At 48.1% G+C, this 17,663-nt stretch carries 19 protein-coding genes and 1 riboswitch; of the genes, 4 read left to right on the forward strand and 15 right to left on the reverse strand.

Annotated features, from left to right (window positions below; all coding sequences use genetic code 11):
• The first annotated feature begins 24 nt into the window (after nt 1-24).
• Entirely contained in the window at nt 25-1,068 is a 1,044-nt protein-coding gene (locus CRN96_RS11400) for a GGDEF domain-containing protein (protein ID WP_097042272.1), read from the forward strand.
• A 30-nt stretch (nt 1,069-1,098) separates the two neighbouring features.
• On the opposite strand, the gene ytxJ is transcribed toward CRN96_RS11400, so the two are convergent.
• Nucleotides 1,099-1,419, reverse strand: a complete 321-nt coding sequence (ytxJ, locus tag CRN96_RS11405) for a bacillithiol system redox-active protein YtxJ (RefSeq protein WP_097042274.1) — start codon at nt 1,417-1,419, stop codon at nt 1,099-1,101.
• 106 nt (nt 1,420-1,525) lie between these two features.
• Here ytxJ and CRN96_RS11410 point away from each other — a divergent pair, with 106 nt between their 5' ends.
• Nucleotides 1,526-1,765 carry a hypothetical protein gene (locus tag CRN96_RS11410; protein WP_097042275.1) on the forward strand — a complete coding sequence of 80 codons (240 nt, stop codon included), beginning with the start codon at nt 1,526-1,528 and terminating at the stop codon, nt 1,763-1,765.
• A gap of 10 nt (nt 1,766-1,775) precedes the next feature.
• Here CRN96_RS11410 and CRN96_RS11415 read toward each other — a convergent pair whose 3' ends face one another.
• Nucleotides 1,776-2,693 (reverse strand): EMYY motif lipoprotein, encoded by a 918-nt coding sequence (locus CRN96_RS11415; protein WP_097042277.1) that lies wholly within the window; start codon nt 2,691-2,693, stop codon nt 1,776-1,778.
• A 140-nt stretch (nt 2,694-2,833) separates the two neighbouring features.
• Between CRN96_RS11415 and murB the strand changes: the two genes are divergently transcribed.
• On the forward strand, nt 2,834-3,772 hold the full coding sequence (gene murB / locus CRN96_RS11420; protein WP_097042279.1) for a UDP-N-acetylmuramate dehydrogenase: 939 nt from the start codon (nt 2,834-2,836) through the stop codon (nt 3,770-3,772).
• 51 nt (nt 3,773-3,823) lie between these two features.
• On the opposite strand, the gene CRN96_RS11425 is transcribed toward murB, so the two are convergent.
• From CRN96_RS11425 to nrdI, 13 genes are all read right to left on the reverse strand, one after another.
• Nucleotides 3,824-4,930, reverse strand: coding sequence for a siderophore ABC transporter substrate-binding protein (locus tag CRN96_RS11425; protein ID WP_097042281.1), 1,107 nt, complete (start codon nt 4,928-4,930; stop codon nt 3,824-3,826).
• 104 nt (nt 4,931-5,034) lie between these two features.
• Nucleotides 5,035-5,844, reverse strand: a complete 810-nt coding sequence (locus CRN96_RS11430; protein WP_097042283.1) for an iron ABC transporter ATP-binding protein — start codon at nt 5,842-5,844, stop codon at nt 5,035-5,037.
• Nucleotides 5,841-6,800 carry an iron chelate uptake ABC transporter family permease subunit gene (locus CRN96_RS11435; RefSeq protein WP_097042285.1) on the reverse strand — a complete coding sequence of 320 codons (960 nt, stop codon included), beginning with the start codon at nt 6,798-6,800 and terminating at the stop codon, nt 5,841-5,843. Before CRN96_RS11435 ends, CRN96_RS11430 begins: the two co-directional genes overlap by 4 nt.
• The gene (locus CRN96_RS11440) at nt 6,793-7,761 is read right to left on the reverse strand and encodes an ABC transporter permease (protein ID WP_097042287.1); all 969 of its coding nucleotides are present in this window, start codon (nt 7,759-7,761) and stop codon (nt 6,793-6,795) included. The genes CRN96_RS11435 and CRN96_RS11440 overlap by 8 nt, the downstream gene beginning before the upstream one ends.
• A gap of 125 nt (nt 7,762-7,886) precedes the next feature.
• Complete coding sequence (locus CRN96_RS11445; RefSeq protein WP_097042289.1) at nt 7,887-8,570, reverse strand: SDR family NAD(P)-dependent oxidoreductase; 684 nt, start codon at nt 8,568-8,570, stop codon at nt 7,887-7,889.
• A gap of 76 nt (nt 8,571-8,646) precedes the next feature.
• On the reverse strand, nt 8,647-9,054 hold the full coding sequence (locus CRN96_RS11450; RefSeq protein WP_097042291.1) for a FixH family protein: 408 nt from the start codon (nt 9,052-9,054) through the stop codon (nt 8,647-8,649).
• A gap of 69 nt (nt 9,055-9,123) precedes the next feature.
• Nucleotides 9,124-9,591, reverse strand: a complete 468-nt coding sequence (ribH, locus tag CRN96_RS11455; RefSeq protein ID WP_097042293.1) for a 6,7-dimethyl-8-ribityllumazine synthase — start codon at nt 9,589-9,591, stop codon at nt 9,124-9,126.
• Nucleotides 9,588-10,775, reverse strand: a complete 1,188-nt coding sequence (gene ribB, locus CRN96_RS11460; RefSeq protein ID WP_097042295.1) for a 3,4-dihydroxy-2-butanone-4-phosphate synthase — start codon at nt 10,773-10,775, stop codon at nt 9,588-9,590. The genes ribH and ribB overlap by 4 nt, the downstream gene beginning before the upstream one ends.
• The gene (locus tag CRN96_RS11465) at nt 10,768-11,397 is read right to left on the reverse strand and encodes a riboflavin synthase (RefSeq protein ID WP_097042297.1); all 630 of its coding nucleotides are present in this window, start codon (nt 11,395-11,397) and stop codon (nt 10,768-10,770) included. The genes ribB and CRN96_RS11465 overlap by 8 nt, the downstream gene beginning before the upstream one ends.
• Nucleotides 11,398-12,435 carry a bifunctional diaminohydroxyphosphoribosylaminopyrimidine deaminase/5-amino-6-(5-phosphoribosylamino)uracil reductase RibD gene (ribD, locus tag CRN96_RS11470; protein ID WP_245844674.1) on the reverse strand — a complete coding sequence of 346 codons (1,038 nt, stop codon included), beginning with the start codon at nt 12,433-12,435 and terminating at the stop codon, nt 11,398-11,400.
• A 129-nt stretch (nt 12,436-12,564) separates the two neighbouring features.
• A riboswitch (FMN riboswitch) is annotated at nt 12,565-12,697 on the reverse strand.
• A 256-nt stretch (nt 12,698-12,953) separates the two neighbouring features.
• Entirely contained in the window at nt 12,954-13,922 is a 969-nt protein-coding gene (gene nrdF, locus CRN96_RS11475) for a class 1b ribonucleoside-diphosphate reductase subunit beta (RefSeq protein WP_097042299.1), read from the reverse strand.
• 20 nt (nt 13,923-13,942) lie between these two features.
• On the reverse strand, nt 13,943-16,048 hold the full coding sequence (gene nrdE, locus CRN96_RS11480) for a class 1b ribonucleoside-diphosphate reductase subunit alpha (protein WP_097042300.1): 2,106 nt from the start codon (nt 16,046-16,048) through the stop codon (nt 13,943-13,945).
• Complete coding sequence (gene nrdI / locus CRN96_RS11485; protein WP_097042519.1) at nt 16,011-16,418, reverse strand: class Ib ribonucleoside-diphosphate reductase assembly flavoprotein NrdI; 408 nt, start codon at nt 16,416-16,418, stop codon at nt 16,011-16,013. Before nrdI ends, nrdE begins: the two co-directional genes overlap by 38 nt.
• 382 nt (nt 16,419-16,800) lie before the next feature.
• Here nrdI and CRN96_RS11490 point away from each other — a divergent pair, with 382 nt between their 5' ends.
• Nucleotides 16,801-17,658, forward strand: coding sequence for a DMT family transporter (locus CRN96_RS11490; RefSeq protein WP_097042302.1), 858 nt, complete (start codon nt 16,801-16,803; stop codon nt 17,656-17,658).
• Nucleotides 17,659-17,663 lie beyond the last annotated feature (5 nt).

Genomic DNA, 17,663 nt, shown 5'->3' on the forward strand with positions numbered 1-17,663 from the left:
TTAAATGGCCGGGAGGGATGATCCATGTTAATCGATTTTGTGTTGAATATTTCCATAACGATCAGCGTGATCTATCTCTTCCACCGCATCCAGTACAGTGAGGATTCGGCCAAGCTGACATCGGCAGCCTTTCAGGCGGCATTGATGGTCACATTGGCCGTCCTTCTTTTATTTGTCCCGATCGAATACAGGGGGTACAGCTTCAGCCTGTTCTTCGTCCCTCTGCTTCTGATCAAGAATAAGCTGTATTTAAAAATTGCTGCATTCGCCCTCGTCGCTGCCGCACACTATTTCCTGAGCAGCAGCAGTGTCATTGAAATATTGATCGCAGGCGTGCTCTACATCACCGCCATCCTGATCATGCCTTTCTTCAAATCACAGACGACGCCGCTGATGACATGGTTCAACTTCATATTCACGCTCCTGCTGCTGACGGGGATCGACCTCTTCCTGGAACCCCTCGTCTGGATGCAGTTTTTGATCATCACCTTCATGAGCACCGCCCTGATGATCACTGCAAGCGTCATGTATGAGGATATCCACTCGATCATCCGGGTGCTCGACCGGCTGAACAGGGAGGAGTACACGGACCACCTGACCCAGCTCGGCAACATCAAGGCACTGGATAATGAAGTCAACCGGCTCGGAAGCCGTACGGAAACCATCAGCCTGCTGCTGATCGACCTCGATAACTTCAAGGTCGTCAACGATACATACGGCTACGGTGCCGGGGATGCGGTCATCAAGCAGATCACCGGCCTGCTCAAGAACTATGTGCCTACAGGCGGCTCGATATACCGGAACAGCGGTGAAGAGTTTTCCATCGTGCTTGCGGATGTCTCCTTCGACAGGACCGTACGCCTCGCCGAAGCCATCAGGAATGCGGTCGAGCATACGAATTTCCATGTCGGGAAAAACGAGGTGATCAGCCTGACCGTCTCGGTGGGCATCGGCTTCAAGGACAGCGGCGGGACGAGGCGGCAGCTGTTCAAGGATGCGGACAATATGCTGCATGCGGCCAAGAAGATGGGCCAGAATCAGGTCATGTTCCTCCCGCTAATAAAATAAACCCAAACGACCTTCGTTTGGGTTCATCAATCAGTCTTCGACCGACGCAAGTTTTGATAAGGTGATCTTGTCATGTGACGCATGCCACTTGACTTCACCTTTATCAAAATAAAATGCCTGCGGCGACTCATGTTTGATATCAAATTTTTCACTGATATAGTTTGACAGCTCCCTGTGGTCCTGTACAATCAGGTAAAAGCCGTCTATGTCTCTCTCATAATGGAATTTCTTGAATTCCTCAAAAGCTCCTGCTGAAATCGGGCATGTATTCGAATGTTTTAGGAAGAAAAAGAATTCATTTTTATCAAGGAGCGCATCAAATGAATCGATATTTGTCACTTTAGTTAACATTTCATCACCCTTTTAATTAAACTTAGTATAATTTATCATTAATTCAAATATATAGCAAACACAAATTTGATATATGCTATAATATCCGTGGATTGGAGGTAGTAAAATGAACAAACCGATTAAACGCTGGAATCTCCTGGACTCGGTGAATCTCGCCCTGTTCATCGTTGTCGTCCTGTTCTTCCTGGACTTCAATAATAACGCAGCCGTATCCTATCTGCTGCTCGGCGTATTCCTGCTTTGGGTCATCACACTCATATTCCGCAATATCTTCATCAATAAGATTGAAAATGATCCGGACCATCCGCTCCACGAAACTCAGCTTCAAGGAAAGAAAAAAATATAGAGCGGGCGACTCACTCCCCGTTCTTCAATTCTTCCATCCCCCGCCGGTATTCCTCATCCATCTTCTGATAGCTCTCCTGCAGTGACAATATGTTCTGCAGCTGTATGTTCTGCAGCTTTTCATTGTAAAGCATCGTATTTTTACGCTCTTCATAATATGCCTGATAACCGTAATACATCTCCAGGCTGATACTTCTCACCCTGTTCGCCGGCTGCGTCGATAAATTGATCGTATCAAGCGAGGTCACATGCTCATCAAGCATGGGCAGGAGCACTTCATCGATCTGTTCCTGCTTCTTCTCCATCGGTTCATCGCTTTCCAGCATATCGGAAGCTTCATACAGCGCCTCACTGTTTTCATTGAGCTGTTCTATCAGCATATCTATTTCATTGACCACTTCTTCATCTTCGGCGCTTTCTATGATGTCGTCCCTTTCTTTCTGATTCTCCATGAACGACTGGCTTAATGCAATCAGCCGGTCACTTGCCTCGATTGAATTTTGGTAAGTGATCAGATAATCACTCAACTGGTCTGTAAAGTCGGATTTCGCTTCTGCACTTTCGAGGAATATATCATGCTGCTCCTGAATCTCCTCCCGGTCTGTCTCGACTGCTGAGGCCTCTTCCTCCAGCGCTTCGGCCAACGGGAGGATTTCACCTTCCAGTTCAGCCGCCAGATTTTCAAATTCATCATCATCGGAACCGGACTCAATATCGGAAACATGCTGTATGATTTCTTCACCATCGATATTATCCAGTCCGCGCGTCACTTCTTCATTCATTTCATGGATTCCGTCCATCTGTTCCTGATAATTTTCCATTTCCTGTGCAAAGGGATCCCCGCATGCACTTAAAATGAAGGTACATATCAGCAATAAGGTGAAAGTGCCTCCCAGCCCTGCTTTCACATGCTTCACATCCTTATTCATATCAAACTTCTGCGGTAAAAATATAACACACTTGAACTGCCCTGTACAAACTTCTCCAGATCCCAGTTCCAAAATCCGGTCATATCATTTATAATGATGGATAGTATAAAAATCCAATCGTTTTGAAGGGAATCATTAGTGTGGATAAGACTCGGATTGAGAAAGATTTAAAACTACAATTAAAGAACTCTACGATAAAAATAGATGAACCATTAAAAAATTACACCTATACGGAAACGGGCGGCCCGGCGGATTTCTATATCACCCCCGGGGACTTCGACGATGTCTCCATACTGCTGACCTACTGCCATGAAAATCATATCCCCGTGACCTATCTCGGCAACGGCTCCAACATCATCATCCGGGACGGCGGCATACGCGGCATCGTCCTGAACCTGCTGGAGCTGACACACCTCAATTTGGAAGGCGATGTCATCAGCGTCGGCAGCGGCCGGGCGATCATCGAAGTCTCACGGTTTGCGCGTGATAATGAATTAAGCGGCCTGGAATTTGCATGCGGCATACCCGGAAGTATCGGCGGTGCGGTATACATGAATGCCGGTGCATACGGCGGCGAAGTGAAGGACTGTCTGCTTGAAGTCACCGTGGCCACGGAAAAAGGCGAAATCCTGACTTTGACGAATGAGGAACTTGAACTCGGTTACCGCAGGAGCATCATCCAGGATAACCACTATGTGATACTGGAAGCGAAATTCAAGCTCGCAAAAGGCGACATCGATGCTATAAATGCAGTCATGGATGACCTCACGGAACGCAGGGAAAGCAAGCAGCCCCTTGAGTATCCGTCATGCGGCAGTGTCTTCCAGAGGCCGCCCGGCAACTTTGCCGGCAAACTGATCCAGGACGCGGGCCTGCAGGGCCACCGGATCGGCGGCGTCGAAGTATCCAAAAAGCATGCCGGATTCATGGTGAACATCGATAACGGCACCGCCGGGGACTACGAAGAATTGATCAATTTCGTCCAGCAGACCGTAAAGGAAGAATACGGCATTGAACTGGACACCGAAGTCCGGGTCATCGGCGAGCCTGTTTACAAACGTTCGGACAGACATAAATGAATATAAAAAGTATGCGGTCAGTTTTTTTAACTGACCGCATACTTTTTTAATTTACTCTGCAGTATAATTGTCCACTGCCGCTTCAACTTCATCGATTTGAGCCATCGCAGTCTCATGACCGCCTGCATTCAAGTACCATACATATGGATCAAGCTCAAAGATATTTTCGTTCTGGACTGCTGTCGCAGATTCAGTCGTCGAGTTGATGAGTGTATCGACCGGTGTCGCATCTCCGCCGCCGGCCACTGCGCCTCTGTCCATCACGAACATGATTGCAGGGTCTGCATTGGCGATGAACTCATAGTTGACCTGGGAACCATGGCTGTCCGTCTCCTCATCGTACTCATCGGCTGAACTGAAACCGAATGTATCGTAAAGGTAGCTGAATCTTCCACCTTGTCCGTGGAATGAAACGCCCCTCTCTCCGTTTGTCTGGAGGTAAAGGATTGAGTTGTCTTCCAGTTCGGAAACTTTCGCATTTACATCATCGATCCTTGTTTCCATTTCCTCGACAAGCTGATCGGCTTCATCTTCTTTCTCGTATAATTCACCGATCTTCTTCGTCATTTCCGCAATATCTTCAAAGTATGTAGTGCTGTCCGCAGCCACATAAACGATTTCTGCATCAGGTGCAACCCTTTCAAATTCGGTCAGGTTGTTCTCAGTCGCCTGACGGCCGCTGATCATGATCAGGTCCGGCTGCATTCTTGCCATTTCTTCGAAGTCCGGAGATTTCAATCCGCCGAGATTTGCATACTCATCAGATTCAAATTCCGATAATGCGTCGGATAAGGATGTTTCACCTTCACCTTTAGGTAAGCCTGCAATGTTTTCCTGTACATCAAGTGCCTGGAATGTCGAAGCGACACCAAGGTCGAAGATTGCCACTTTTTCCGGGTTTTTCGCCACTTCCACGGTTTCTGAAACTTCTTCACCTTCAGTTGAATCGTCTTCACCATCGCCAGGGGCTACCTGGAACGTGTTGTCGAAAGTCACCGTCTCCGTGCCACCTTCAGATTCTGCGTTTTCTTCTGTTTCTGCGCCTTCATCCGTTTCCGCACCTTCGGAAGCATCGCCTTCATCTCCGGCGTTGCCGCATGCTCCAAGCACCAATACCAGTGCCATTGCCAACATCAAATAAAAACTTCTAAACTTCATAACTCCTACCTCTTTCCGAATAATAGTGATTTTTAGCCCCCACTAAAAACTACTACTACGTTACATTCGATATTCAGCCCATCACCTCCTTAAAGTATGACGCTCTAAATCTGTGCCTGCTCCTTGACGAAGTCATCCACCGTCGCATCGGCATGTTCATCAAAGTAGATGCAGATCTGATGGCCCATGATGCATTCGATGTTGATTTCCATTTCATATATGTCTTCAAGGATATCTTTCTTGATCACTTCGTTCTTCGTGCCGCTGATTGCGACTTCGCCGTCTTTCAGTGCAACGATGTTGTCCGAGTAACATGATGCGAAGTTGATGTCGTGTATGACGATGATGATCGTCTTATTCCTCTCGCGCACAAGCCGCCTCAAAATCTGCATGATCTGCACCGAGTGCTTCATATCCAGGTTATTGAGCGGTTCATCCAGGAAGATATATTCCGTATCCTGGGCGATCGTCATGGCGATGTATGCACGCTGCCTCTGCCCGCCTGAAAGTTCATCTATGAACCTGTCTTCAAATTCACCGAGCTCCATGTAATCGATGGCTTCATCTATGAGCGCATTGTCCTCGTTGGTCAACCGCCCTTTTGAATAGGGATAACGTCCGAATGCAATCAGCTCGCGGACGGTGATCTTCAGTTCGAGATGGTTGGACTGCTTCAGTATCGATATCTTCTTGGCAAGTTCACTGTTCGGCTGTGTGAAGATGTTTTCACCTTCCAGCAGCACATCACCTGAATCGTTGTCCAGGAGCCGTGTAATCATGGACAGGACCGTACTTTTCCCCGCCCCGTTCGGTCCGATCAATGAAGTGATCTTTCCTTTGGCAATCGATAACGATACATCATCCACCACTTTTTTGTCACCGTACAGCTTTGTGATTCCTTTGACGCTAATCATTTGCGTCCCCTCCTAAGCATTAAATAAATAAAGTAAACGCCGCCGACTAAGTTGATTATAACACTGATTTCCACACTGTTCTGAAAAACGAACTGGACGATCATCTGTCCGAGGACGAGTGCGATGATGCTGATCAATGACGTGCCCACCAGCAGATACGCGTGTTTATACGTTTTGAAAAGTTCATGGGCAATGTTTACAACGAGCAGGCCCAGGAACATGATTGGTCCGACGAGCGCCGTCGACACCGATACAAGGATTGCGATTATGACAAGGAGCTGTGAAACTTTCCTGTCATAATTGACACCGAGGTTGATTGCGGCATCCCTGCCGAGCGCCAGTACATCAAGTGAATGGAAGTCCATGAACACGATGATGAGCATGATGATGAGTATGACTGCCGTAAGCAGCATCAGGTTTTCATTGACTGCATTGAATGATGCAAATAACGCATTCTGAAGGACCAGAAAGTCATCCGGGCTGATCAGCTGCTGCATGAATGTGGACAGGTTGCCGAAAAATGTCCCAAGGATGATCCCGATGAGCAGTAATATGAATATGTTGTTCCTCGTCAGCCTGAACAGGTATTTGAACACGAAAAGTGTGAACAAAGTGAGCAGGATGAGACTGAGGAAATAGTTCAGCTGCGAATTCAAAAGCAGGGGTGAGCTCACGCCTGCCAGGAAGACGATCGTCGTCTGTATGAAGACGTATACCGAATCCAGCCCCATGATTGATGGTGTCAGGATCCTGTTCTTGACGATGGTCTGGAAAATCACCGTTGAAACCGCTATGGCAACTCCGACTATGACGATGGCGGCCACACGCCGGATCCGTGAGGGCGCCTGATAAAAGAATATATCCATATCGATCTGATAGAGCAGATAAAAGCCTGTCACAAGGAGCGCCAGGATGGACAGCCCCACGAGGAGTTTATTCTTGTAGTCTTTAAGCATTTGTCTTCACCCTCCTGTATATCATCCACAAGAAGATGAAGCTGCCGAATATCGCAATCATAAGACCGACCGATATTTCATATGGATAAATAAGTACTCTGCCCAGTATGTCACAGAACATGACGAAAATCGCACCGAGAACCGCAGTGGAGTAGATCGTCTTCTGAAGGTGATCACCTTTGAACATCGATACGATGTTCGGGATGATCAGTCCGAGGAAGGGCAGCATGCCCACCGTCACCACGACCAGCGCCGTGATTGCCGCAGTGATGAAGAGTCCGGTATATAAAACCCTTGTGTAGTTCATTCCAAGGTTTTTGGAGAAATCCTCGCCCATGCCGGCAACAGTGAACTGATTTGCAAATAAAACCGCGATGATGAGCAATGGAATACTTATGTATAAAATTTCATACCTTCCGGAAATGACGGTTGAAAAACTGCCGTGCATCCACCCGGATATGACCTGCAGTGAATTCGTCCTGAGTGCAATGAAGGTCGCTATGCTTGAAACCACACCGCCGAGCATCAGCCCGATCAACGGGACGAAGATCACGTCTTTAAGTTTTATCCTCGTGATGATCTGCATGAAGAGCAGTGTGCCGAAAATCGCAAGCACCAGTGAGAAGGCCAGCCTGCCGAACAGGTTGATCGCCGGGAACATCACGAGCCCGATCAGTATACCGAGCTGGGCCCAGTCCATCGTCCCTGCTGTTGTAGGGGAGACGAATTTGTTGCGGGTCAGCTGCTGCATGATCAAACCGCTGACCGCAAGGGATGCACCCGCTATGATGATGGATACGGTCCTTGGGAATCTGCTGGTTGCCAGTATGTTCTGCTGCTGTTCCGACAAGTTGAATATTTCGTTTATAGATAGTGGAATTACTCCTACAAACATTGAAATTATTGATAGGATTATAAGTATGATAATCAATATATCAATACGAAATAATTTTTGTGCCATTTCCACCATCCTTAACTGATAATGATTATCAATACGGTCATAATTAGTATTATACACCGTATATCTCGATTTTCAAGCTGGAAGAGTGACAATCCGAAGAAAAAACTACCTTGGGCAAGGTAGTTTTAATTGATGATTATCGTTTCTCCCGTGGGCTGGCTGCCCCCGTCAGATAAAATATCCATTAATGTATCGATGGCCTGGGGGTTGGCCCGCTCAAGCGAATCTTCCATGGATTCTTTGTATGAAGGTCTGTAACTGAGCGCATACACATCGATATCTTCCTTACTGAGCTCGATCGCCGTCGAGTGGGTCAGCGCTTCGATGGCACCCGTCACAGTATAGTATAAATTGCGTTCATAAACTTCTTCAAAGGAAGGTTCAATCACATTGATGATCTTCGCTTCACTTTCATCCTTCAGAAGCGGACGCAGCACCCTTGTACCGAGATAAGTGCCCCACACGTGCTCATATACCACTTCGTTGAATTCCTCGAACGTCAGATCATAGATGGATTTGCTTTCACTGTGTATCGTGTGGATCAGGATGATGCCGTTCAGACTGTCGAAATCCCGTTCTATTTCAGACAGCACATTCTGCCAGTCGATCTCCTTGGACTGCTGAAGCAGTACAGCACTGTGCTGCCCTTCGGACGCTTCCTGTATCTCTTCGAGCAGCCGGTCCAGTGCGACATGATCCAATCCCGTCAAGATCAGATTTGCACCAACACCCGCCAGGTGTTTGGATAAATCAGAACCAAGAGGCGATGTCGCATTGGCTATGATATAAGTCTTATCATCCAGTCTCATGTTTACCTCCTGCTACTGTGATACCAATATTATACCCAATCGGGCATTGGATTACACAGATTTCCGCCTGCAGGAATTATTCCACGATGACCTCTGAGCTTGGCATCGTGTGCAGTGAGTATGCATCGACATGGGAGATGACGGTGTATGTACCCGCTTCTTTGAAAGTGTATTCCACGGTGTACTCGCCGTTTCCGGAATGTTCGGCATCGATTTCCTCGACCGTTTCGCCTGCCTCATCCTGGATTTCAAACATCACGCGGTCCGCATCGGTCACATCTTCATCATTTGATGTGACATAAGCCGTCAGGACTTCAGTGTCTCCTGCCATGATATGGTCCGGTGCGGCAAGATCGACTTCCAGGGTCCTCATCTCATCGGACTCGGGCGCGTCATGATTCATTTCCCCGGAGTCTCCGCCATTGCCGCAGCCGGCAAGGATGATGCCTGCAAATAATACGAGCAATAAAGATTTCATTTTCATTTGAAAAACTCCTTTCCTTATCACTATAGCATCTGTTGAAACGGCCGGTCCTTTGAGTTTATAACCATTTTATGACTTTATTTTACTGAGCAGGTTCGCCATTTCAATCGCGGCAGCTGCAGCATCCGAGCCTTTGTTCCCGAGTTTCGTCCCGGCACGCTCTATCGCCTGCTCGATCGTTTCGGTCGTGATCACGCCGAACATCACCGGCACGTCCGTCGAAAGGCCTGCTTCCATGATGCCAGATGCCGCCTGGCTGCATACATAATCATAATGGGTCGTGCTGCCCCGTATGACACAGCCGAGGCCGATGATGGCATCATACTTCCCCGACTCCGCCATCTGTTTTGCAGCGATCGGAATTTCGAACGCACCCGGTACATAAGCGAGGTCGATGTCTTCAGCCCCCACCCCGTGGGCGGTCAGCGTACCTTCCGCCCCGGCGATCAGCCTCTCCGTGATGAAGTCATTGAACCTGCCTGCGACGATTGCGATCTTTAAATTTTCACCTTTCATGCCTGTTTGTATGATATTCATTTCATTTCCTCCTGTAATTGGTGGCCGAGCTTCTCTTCTTTGACATTCAGGTAGTCGGCATTATTGACGTTCGCTTCGATGATATGACTGCGTCTGTTGACTTCGATTCCTTCCTTTTCAAGGCCTGACACTTTGGCCGGGTTGTTGCTCAGCAGCGTCACCTGGTGGAGTCCGAGGCTTTTCAGCATTCCCGCCGCCGCTTCATAAGTCCTGAGATCGGCATCGAATCCGAGATGTGCGTTGGCTGTCACCGTATCAAATCCCTGCTCGATCAGCTCATAAGCTTTGAGCTTGTTCAAAAGGCCGATGCCCCTGCCTTCCTGGCGCATATACAGAATGACGCCGTCTTCGGCACTCATGATCTTCATGGCAAGGTCCAGCTGTTCCCCGCAGTCGCATCGCTCGCTGTGGAAAACATCGCCCGTCAGGCATTCGGAATGGATCCTCACATTCATGTTCCCGCGCACTTCCCCGTGAAGGAGTGCGATGTGTTCATCCTCCGTCACCCTGTCTTTGAAGCCGAACATTTTAAAGCTGCCGTACTTGGTCGGCATCTTGACTTCACTGTCCAGCGCCACCCGGTGGTTCGAGGCAATATAAGCTTTCAGTTCTTCTATCGTGATCATCTTCAGTCCGTGTTTCTCCTTATATGACTTCAGATCATCGACCCTTGCCATCGTCCCGTCGTCATTCATGATTTCACATATGACGCCTGCAGGCTTTGCATCCGTCAGCCGGCAGAGGTCGACCGCCGCCTCCGTGTGGCCCATCCTCTCGAGCACTCCGCCATCCTTTGCGATGAGCGGGAATATATGGCCGGGTGTATTGAAATCCACAGCCCTTGCGTTGTCATCGATCAATGCCTGTATCGTGTCGAAACGTTCAAATGCACTGATGCCCGTCGTCGTGGAAGTATGGTCTATGGATACGGTGAAGGCCGTGCCGTGCGGGTCGCTGTTTTTCTCCGCCATCGGCGAAAGTTCAAACTTTTGTGCTATGGATGTCGAGATGGGTGCACAGATCAGACCGCGTCCGTGCGTCGCCATGAAATTGATCGCCTCAGGCTGCATATATTCCGCGATGCCGACGAGGTCTCCCTCGTTTTCCCTGTCTTCATCATCGACGACGATGATCAGCCTGCCCTGCCTAAGATCCTCGAGTGCCGACTTTATGGAATCAAACATTCAGACCACCTGCTTTCAATAAATCTGCATCGCCATTTTTAAGCAGATGCTCCACATATTTAACGATCTGATCTGCTTCGATGTTCACCCTGTCACCTGTCGCCTTGTCCGATAAAATTGTGCGTTCAAGCGTTTCCGGGATGAGGTTCAGCGTGATGACCGATGCACCGTGATCGATTTTGAATAAAGTGAGGCTCGTGCCCTCGATCGTCACCGATCCCTGCTCCGTCATATATTTCATCAGACGTTTCGGACATGCCACCTTCATGACCAGGGCGTTGCCGTCATGCGTCAGGGAAACGACTTCCCCTGTGCCGTCGACATGGCCGCTGACGAGATGGCCGCCGAGGCGGTCGGATAACCTCACCGCCCTCTCGAGGTTCACCGCGTCACCGGCTTGTATGCCGTCAAGGCTCGTGATCCGTTTCGTTTCATTGATCATCGTCACCTTGAATGACCCATGATTTATATCATATGCCGTGAGACAGGCACCGTTCACGGCGATCGAATCGCCTTCTTTGATGTCATCGAGCGTTGTGTGTGAGATCTTTATTTCCGTATCTTCCTCTGAACTTCTGATTTCTGCTATTCTGCCTTTTTCTTCAATCAAACCTGTAAACATCTAATTCCTCCTGTAAGTCAATTTTAAATCCGACTGGAGTTTTTCGACGTCTGCAAGTTCCAGCTCAATCGCTTCTTCCATGCCGCTGAGTGCATTTTGAAACAGCTCATGCCTGGACCTGCCAAATAATTTCGGGGCAATATATAAAATCATCTGGTCGTAAAGTCCTGTGCTGATGAGGGCAGTATGTATCCGGCTGCCGCCTTCAACCAAAACACTGCCGATATCGTAATCAATGTATAATTTCTTCAATATATCTTCATATGAAAATTTGCCGTATTCAATATCGTAAATATTTTCGAATTTACGGTTCTCTTCATTCGATGTAAAGATGACCGGCTTCTCCGGATGCTTTTCAAGGTTCAATCCCTCTGTAAGCATCCGATCTCCGAGCAGGATGACGGGTTTCGGATGATTCCCCCCGCCCTCGATCCTTGCGGTCAGCCTAGGATCATCACGCATCAGCGTGCCGCCGCCGATGAGGATCGCATCATGTGAATGACGCAGGTGCTGCACGTCTTCACGTGCGGACCCGCCTGTGATCCATTTGCTTGTGCCGTCATCGAGCGCCATCTTGCCGTCAAGGCTCATCGCCGCTTTCAAGGTGACCATCGGCCGCCCGGCCAACAGATGAGTGAAGAACGTCTCGTAAAGTGCGTCCACTTCATGATGCGGCTGATGCTCTGCATGGATTCCGGCCGCCTCCAGCACTTCATGGCCGGAGACTTTCGGATTTTCATCCTTGACCGCATAAAACACTCTTTTGATGCCGGCTTCCTTGATGGCATCCGTGCACGGCGGCGTCCTGCCGTGATGCGAGCACGGCTCGAGTGTGACATAAATGTCTGCGCCTTCAGAGGCGGTGATGCATGACTTGATCGCACGCACTTCCGCATGATCCGTCCCGAGCGCGAGATGACTGCCCGCCCCGATCACCATGCCGTCTTTTATGATGACGGCACCGACAGGCGGGTTGCGGCGCGTCTGACCGTCTGCAATTTTCGCCATCGCAATCGCTTTTTCCATGTATATGCTCAAGTCTTCCCTCCTGAAATAAAAAAAAGCCCCGATGAAGAAATATTCATCAGGACTTAAAAAATTGTATGCTAAATAATGTGGTGCATAGAAGCAACACAAACTAAACGTATAGTATAAAATACGTCTGCATCATTCTCTCTCCCATCCAGACTCTAACTGTCGGCTTCAGATTTGCACTGAATCAGCCATACGCAACAGAATTGCGTACAGGTCGCGGGCTTTAACCGCCGGTTGGGAATTTCACCCTGCCCCGAAAGAATTATATTCAGTTGAAAAACTCTAACCTAATCATATACGAATAATAGGAATTGTCAACCAAAGAAGACGGAATGTTTTATTATTCTGGAAATTCCGATTATCTTTCTAATTTCTACCTGACTTAATCGAATAAAGAGACGGATTTCGATTATCTCCTGATTTCAACCCGACTTAATCGGATTTTGAAGATGCGCCTTCCGCCACCATATAAAAAAGCCCCGCGGAAACCGGCAGTTTCCGTGGGGCTCATCTAAAATATTTTAAGTTTCAAACACGAAATCATCATCCTGCAAAGGCTCGACGTTCAATGCAAGCACATAGCCGTCGCCTTTCACACTGAAGAAGTCGTGGTTCTTGGTGGTCGTATCCAGTGCGTTTTCAATGATCGGATTGAACCCTTTTTCTTCATAGTAAGGTTCGAAGCCGAGGTTTGCGAGTGCTTTATTGGCGTTGTACGTGACGTAGTTCATGACGTCATCCGTCAGGCCGATCTTGTCATAAAGCTCTTTTGTATACTCCGCTTCATTTGCGTACAATTCCTTCATCAGCTCATACATCTCGTTATCCGCGCGCTGCTGCTCTTCCTGTGACATCTCGCCCCTCAGGCTCTGTGCATCGAGTCCGACGAAGACGCCGTGGATGGATTCATCCAGCAGGATTTTACGGATGACTTCTCCGCTTGTCGTCATGCGTCCCTGCCCCGCCAGATAAAGCGGGTAATAGAAGCCTGAATAGAAGAGGAATGATTCAAGGAACACCGATGCAACGCGTGCCATATACTGGTCATAGACGGATGCATTCCTGTCGAACAGCTTATGGTAGCGGCTCACGATCTTATCGGATTTATACACAAGGTGTTTATTGTTCGGCACCCATTCATCCAACAGTTCATCCGTTTCCTTTGAAGAGATCAGGGTGGAGAAGATATGCGAATAGGATTTCGCATGGACCTGCTCCATCATCCCCATGAATGAGTAGACCGCCTTTTTACGCAGGTCTTTGGTATGCAGCAGGATGAGCGGCATGCCGTCATCCGCCTGGTGTGTGTCGAGACCCGTCAGGCCTGCAAGCACTTTTTTGAAAGTGTCCTTTTCATCATCAGACATCCCCGACCAGGAACTTAAGTCTTTCGATACTTTGAATTCGGACTCCACCCACATTTGTGAGATGTTCTGGCGCCAGAATACATTGGTCATGTCATCTTCTTTATTCCAGTTTACTGCTATCATTTATATGACTCCTTCATCTATTAAACTGAACAGCTTGTGCATTCTTCAACGCTGAGCAATTTGTTTCTCGTATAGTACAGTGATTTGAGACCTTTGTGGTGTGCATAAATGTACAGTCTCGAAAGTTCACGCGTTGAAATTTCCGAGTTTACGTAAAGGATTGTACTGATGCCCTGATCGATATGTTTCTGGATCGTTGCAATCAGGTCGATCAGCTTCATCTGATCCACATTGAATGCACTCTTGTAGAACCACATGTTCTCTTTCGACAGGAAAGGCATCGGGTAGAACGTCTCCGAGTTGCCGTATGTCCTGCGTTCGATCGTATCGACGATCGGCATGACGGAGCTCGTCGCATTTTGTACATAGGAGATGCTCTGTGTCGGTGCGATTGCCAGGCGGTAAGCATGATAAAGACCGTTTTCCTTCACCTGGTCGCGCAGTTCCGCCCAGTCTTCAGGCGTTGGAACATGGATCCCTTCGAATAAAGGCTTCACTTTGTCCGTCTGCGGTTCATATGAATGATTCACATATCTCTCGAAGTACTCACCCGTCGCATAATCCGAAAGTTCAAAGTCCTTGAACGTTTCGCCGCGCTCGGTTGCGATCATCATCGATTTTTCAAGTGAATGGTAGTTCAGCATCATGAAGAAGACATTCGCAAAGTCTTTCGCTTCTTCGGATTCATAGGCAATTTTATTTTTAGTCAGGTAACCGTGGAGGTTCATCGCACCGAGACCGACGGAATGCAGTTCATCATTCGCCTTTTTGACGCCCGGCGCATTTGCGATTTCAGTGTCGTCGCTCACGACCGTCAATGCTTCGATGCCGTCATGGACGGATTCGCGTATTTTCTTCGAATCCATGACGTTCGCGATGTTCAGTGAACCGAGGTTGCATGAAATATCTCTTCTGATTTCATCTTCAATGCCGTAATCATTGATCGTTGAAGTTTCCTGCAGCTGGAAGATTTCTGTACACAAGTTACTGATCTTGATATCCCCGATCTCTTTCAGCGGGTGCACCTTGTTGGCATTGTCCTTGAACATGATGTAAGGGTAGCCCGACTGGAGCTGCGTCTGTGCAATCGTGTTCAGCATGTCACGCGCATCGAACTTGCGCTTTTTGACGTTGTCGTTCGCAACCAATTTATCGTACATCGCATCAATGTCCATATCATCCAGAGTTTCCCCGTACTCCCTTTCGACCGTGTGCGGTGCGAATAAGTAGAATGGCTCATTGTCTTTGGCCAGTTCGAAGAATTTGGACGGGATGACGAGTCCTGTTGAGATCGTCGCAAGGCGGAGATCTTCATCCGCGTTCACTTTTTTCGTATCAAGGAATTCAGGCAGGTCGTAATGGAAGATGTTCAGGTAAACTGCACCTGCACCCGGGCGCTGGCCCAGCTGGTCGGCGTAACCGAATCCGTTCTCCAACGCCTTGGCCACCGGGAGCACCCCTTTTGCCACGCCTTCGATGCCTTTGATCGCCTCGCCGCGTGCACGCAGTTTGGATAAGTTGATCGCGACACCGCCGCCGATCTTCGACAGCTGTTTTGCAGTTGAATCGATATAGTTGATCGAATTCAGGCTGTCATCCGTTTCCAGAAGGAAGCATGACACCATCTCTCCGCGGCGCGCACGGCCCGCATTCAGGAAGGTCGGTGTCGCAGGCTGGTAGCGCTGCTCGACCATCGAATTGATCAGACGCTTCGCCTGGTCCGTATCGCCTTTGGAGAGGTACAGGGCGACAATCACGACGTGCTGCTTGTAATCTTCAAGATAATACTTCTTATCATTCGTCTTCATTGTGTAATCTTTGAAGAATTTGCTCGCTGCCATGTAGCTCTTGAATTGGAATGGCAGTGAATCTGCATAGTCCACGATCTCGGTGACCTGCTCCTCGGTATACTCCTCGAACAGATCATAATAAAAATCATTGTCGACCAAATAGTGCAGTCTCTCGAGTTCGGTATCAAAATGAATCGTCTTATCCTCCACTTCCTCCATGAAGACCTCCAGTGCCTCCTGGTCTTTATGGAGCTGGTAAAATCCGGATTCATCCCTTTTCGTCACTTCATTATTAAGTTCAATGTGATTGTACTTCTTCTCGTCCAATACTTTCATTAAAACTCCCTACCTTCTCTTTAAATGATTCTCTTTCTTTTTCCGAGCCGTGCAATTCAAATTTCATCAGCAATGGCACGCGGTACTGTTCCCGGATATGCTCACCCGCTTTGGCAAAATTGCTCCCCCAGTTGCGGTTGCCGCTCGATGCCACGGCCAGCAGACCGGCATGGTTCACCTGGAGAAAACTTTCAACAGGACCCGGCACGCCGCCGAAGCCGTAAGTGCTCGTCACCAGTACAAAGGGTTCTGAAATCTTATCATTTTTGTTTGTTTCAGTAATCTCGTATAATTCATACTGTGCTTCCAGATTGGAGCCTTTTATGAACCGTCTGACGTTACCGGTCATGGAGTAGAATGCAATCATCACACCGTCCATCCCCCTTCACAATAATACTACCCTGAAAACAAAGAAAACGAACATACGTTCGAATGCTTTCCGCCGTCTGTCTGTTTTGTCCAGACATCATATAATGTATGTTTACCACAATATATGGTGCCTTCAAACAATTTCAGACACTATATATTGTTTTGTTAGTATTATCTTGCCATAAAGGAATTTATTTATCAATGGAAAAATTTCCTTATTTCATTAAGTTTCATGGCGCAATTTACACCCGGAATTCGGCTAAGCACTGGGGTGGCTATGATATACTGTATCAGTAAATATTTAATATTTTTTTTAGAGTTTTTAATTCCTCTTTTTTTATTGAAATTTAATGCAAACTTAAAATAAGGAGTTCTGATCTGGAATGAGCAACACTACAAAAGGCATCATCGCACTGCTTATATCATCTCTGGGCTTCAGCCTGATGGCCTTCTTCGTCAAATACAGCGGCGACCTGCCGACCGTACAGAAAACGTTCTTCAGAAATTTCATATCCACGGGGATCGCCCTTGCTTTCGTCATCTATTACAAGGAGAAACTCTTCGGCCACAAGGAGAACCAGGGGCTGCTGCTGCTCCGCTCCTCACTCGGTCTTGCCGGTGTGCTTTTGAATTTCTATGTAATCGACCGCATGGTGCTGAGTGATGCCGAAATCCTGAATAAGATGAGTCCGTTCTTCACGATCCTCCTATGTGCGCTCTTCCTCAAAGAATACATAAGAAGATACCAGATGATCTCCATCGTCATCGCACTTGCCGGCGTCGTCTTCATCATCAAGCCTTCAATGTCGAGCGATACAATCTATGCGCTTCTCGGCCTGCTCGGTGCCTTGATGGCTGCGGGTGCATATACGGTCTTGAGGGTGCTCGGCAGCCGTGAAAAGTTCTATACGGTCGTATTTTACTTCTCGGCATTCTCCACAGTGGCGCTGCTGCCGTTTTTCATCTACCAGTATGAGCCGATGACCTTTGACCAGTGGATCATGCTCATACTTGCCGGCATATTCGCAGCGTTCGGCCAGTTCGGTCTGACGATCGCCTACAGTTTCGCACCGGCCAGGGAAATATCGATATTCTTCTACTCGACCATCATCTTCACGGCCCTGCTCAGCATCTTCATATTGGGCGAGGTTCCGGACGCACTGTCCGTCATCGGCTACTTCATCATATTCGGGGCAAGCTATTATATGTTCATGAAGAACCGCAGGCCGAAAGAGGCCTGACAGGG

Origin of the sequence: Salinicoccus kekensis (genome assembly GCF_900220995.1) — a bacterium.
Taxonomy (GTDB): domain Bacteria; phylum Bacillota; class Bacilli; order Staphylococcales; family Salinicoccaceae; genus Lacicoccus; species Lacicoccus kekensis.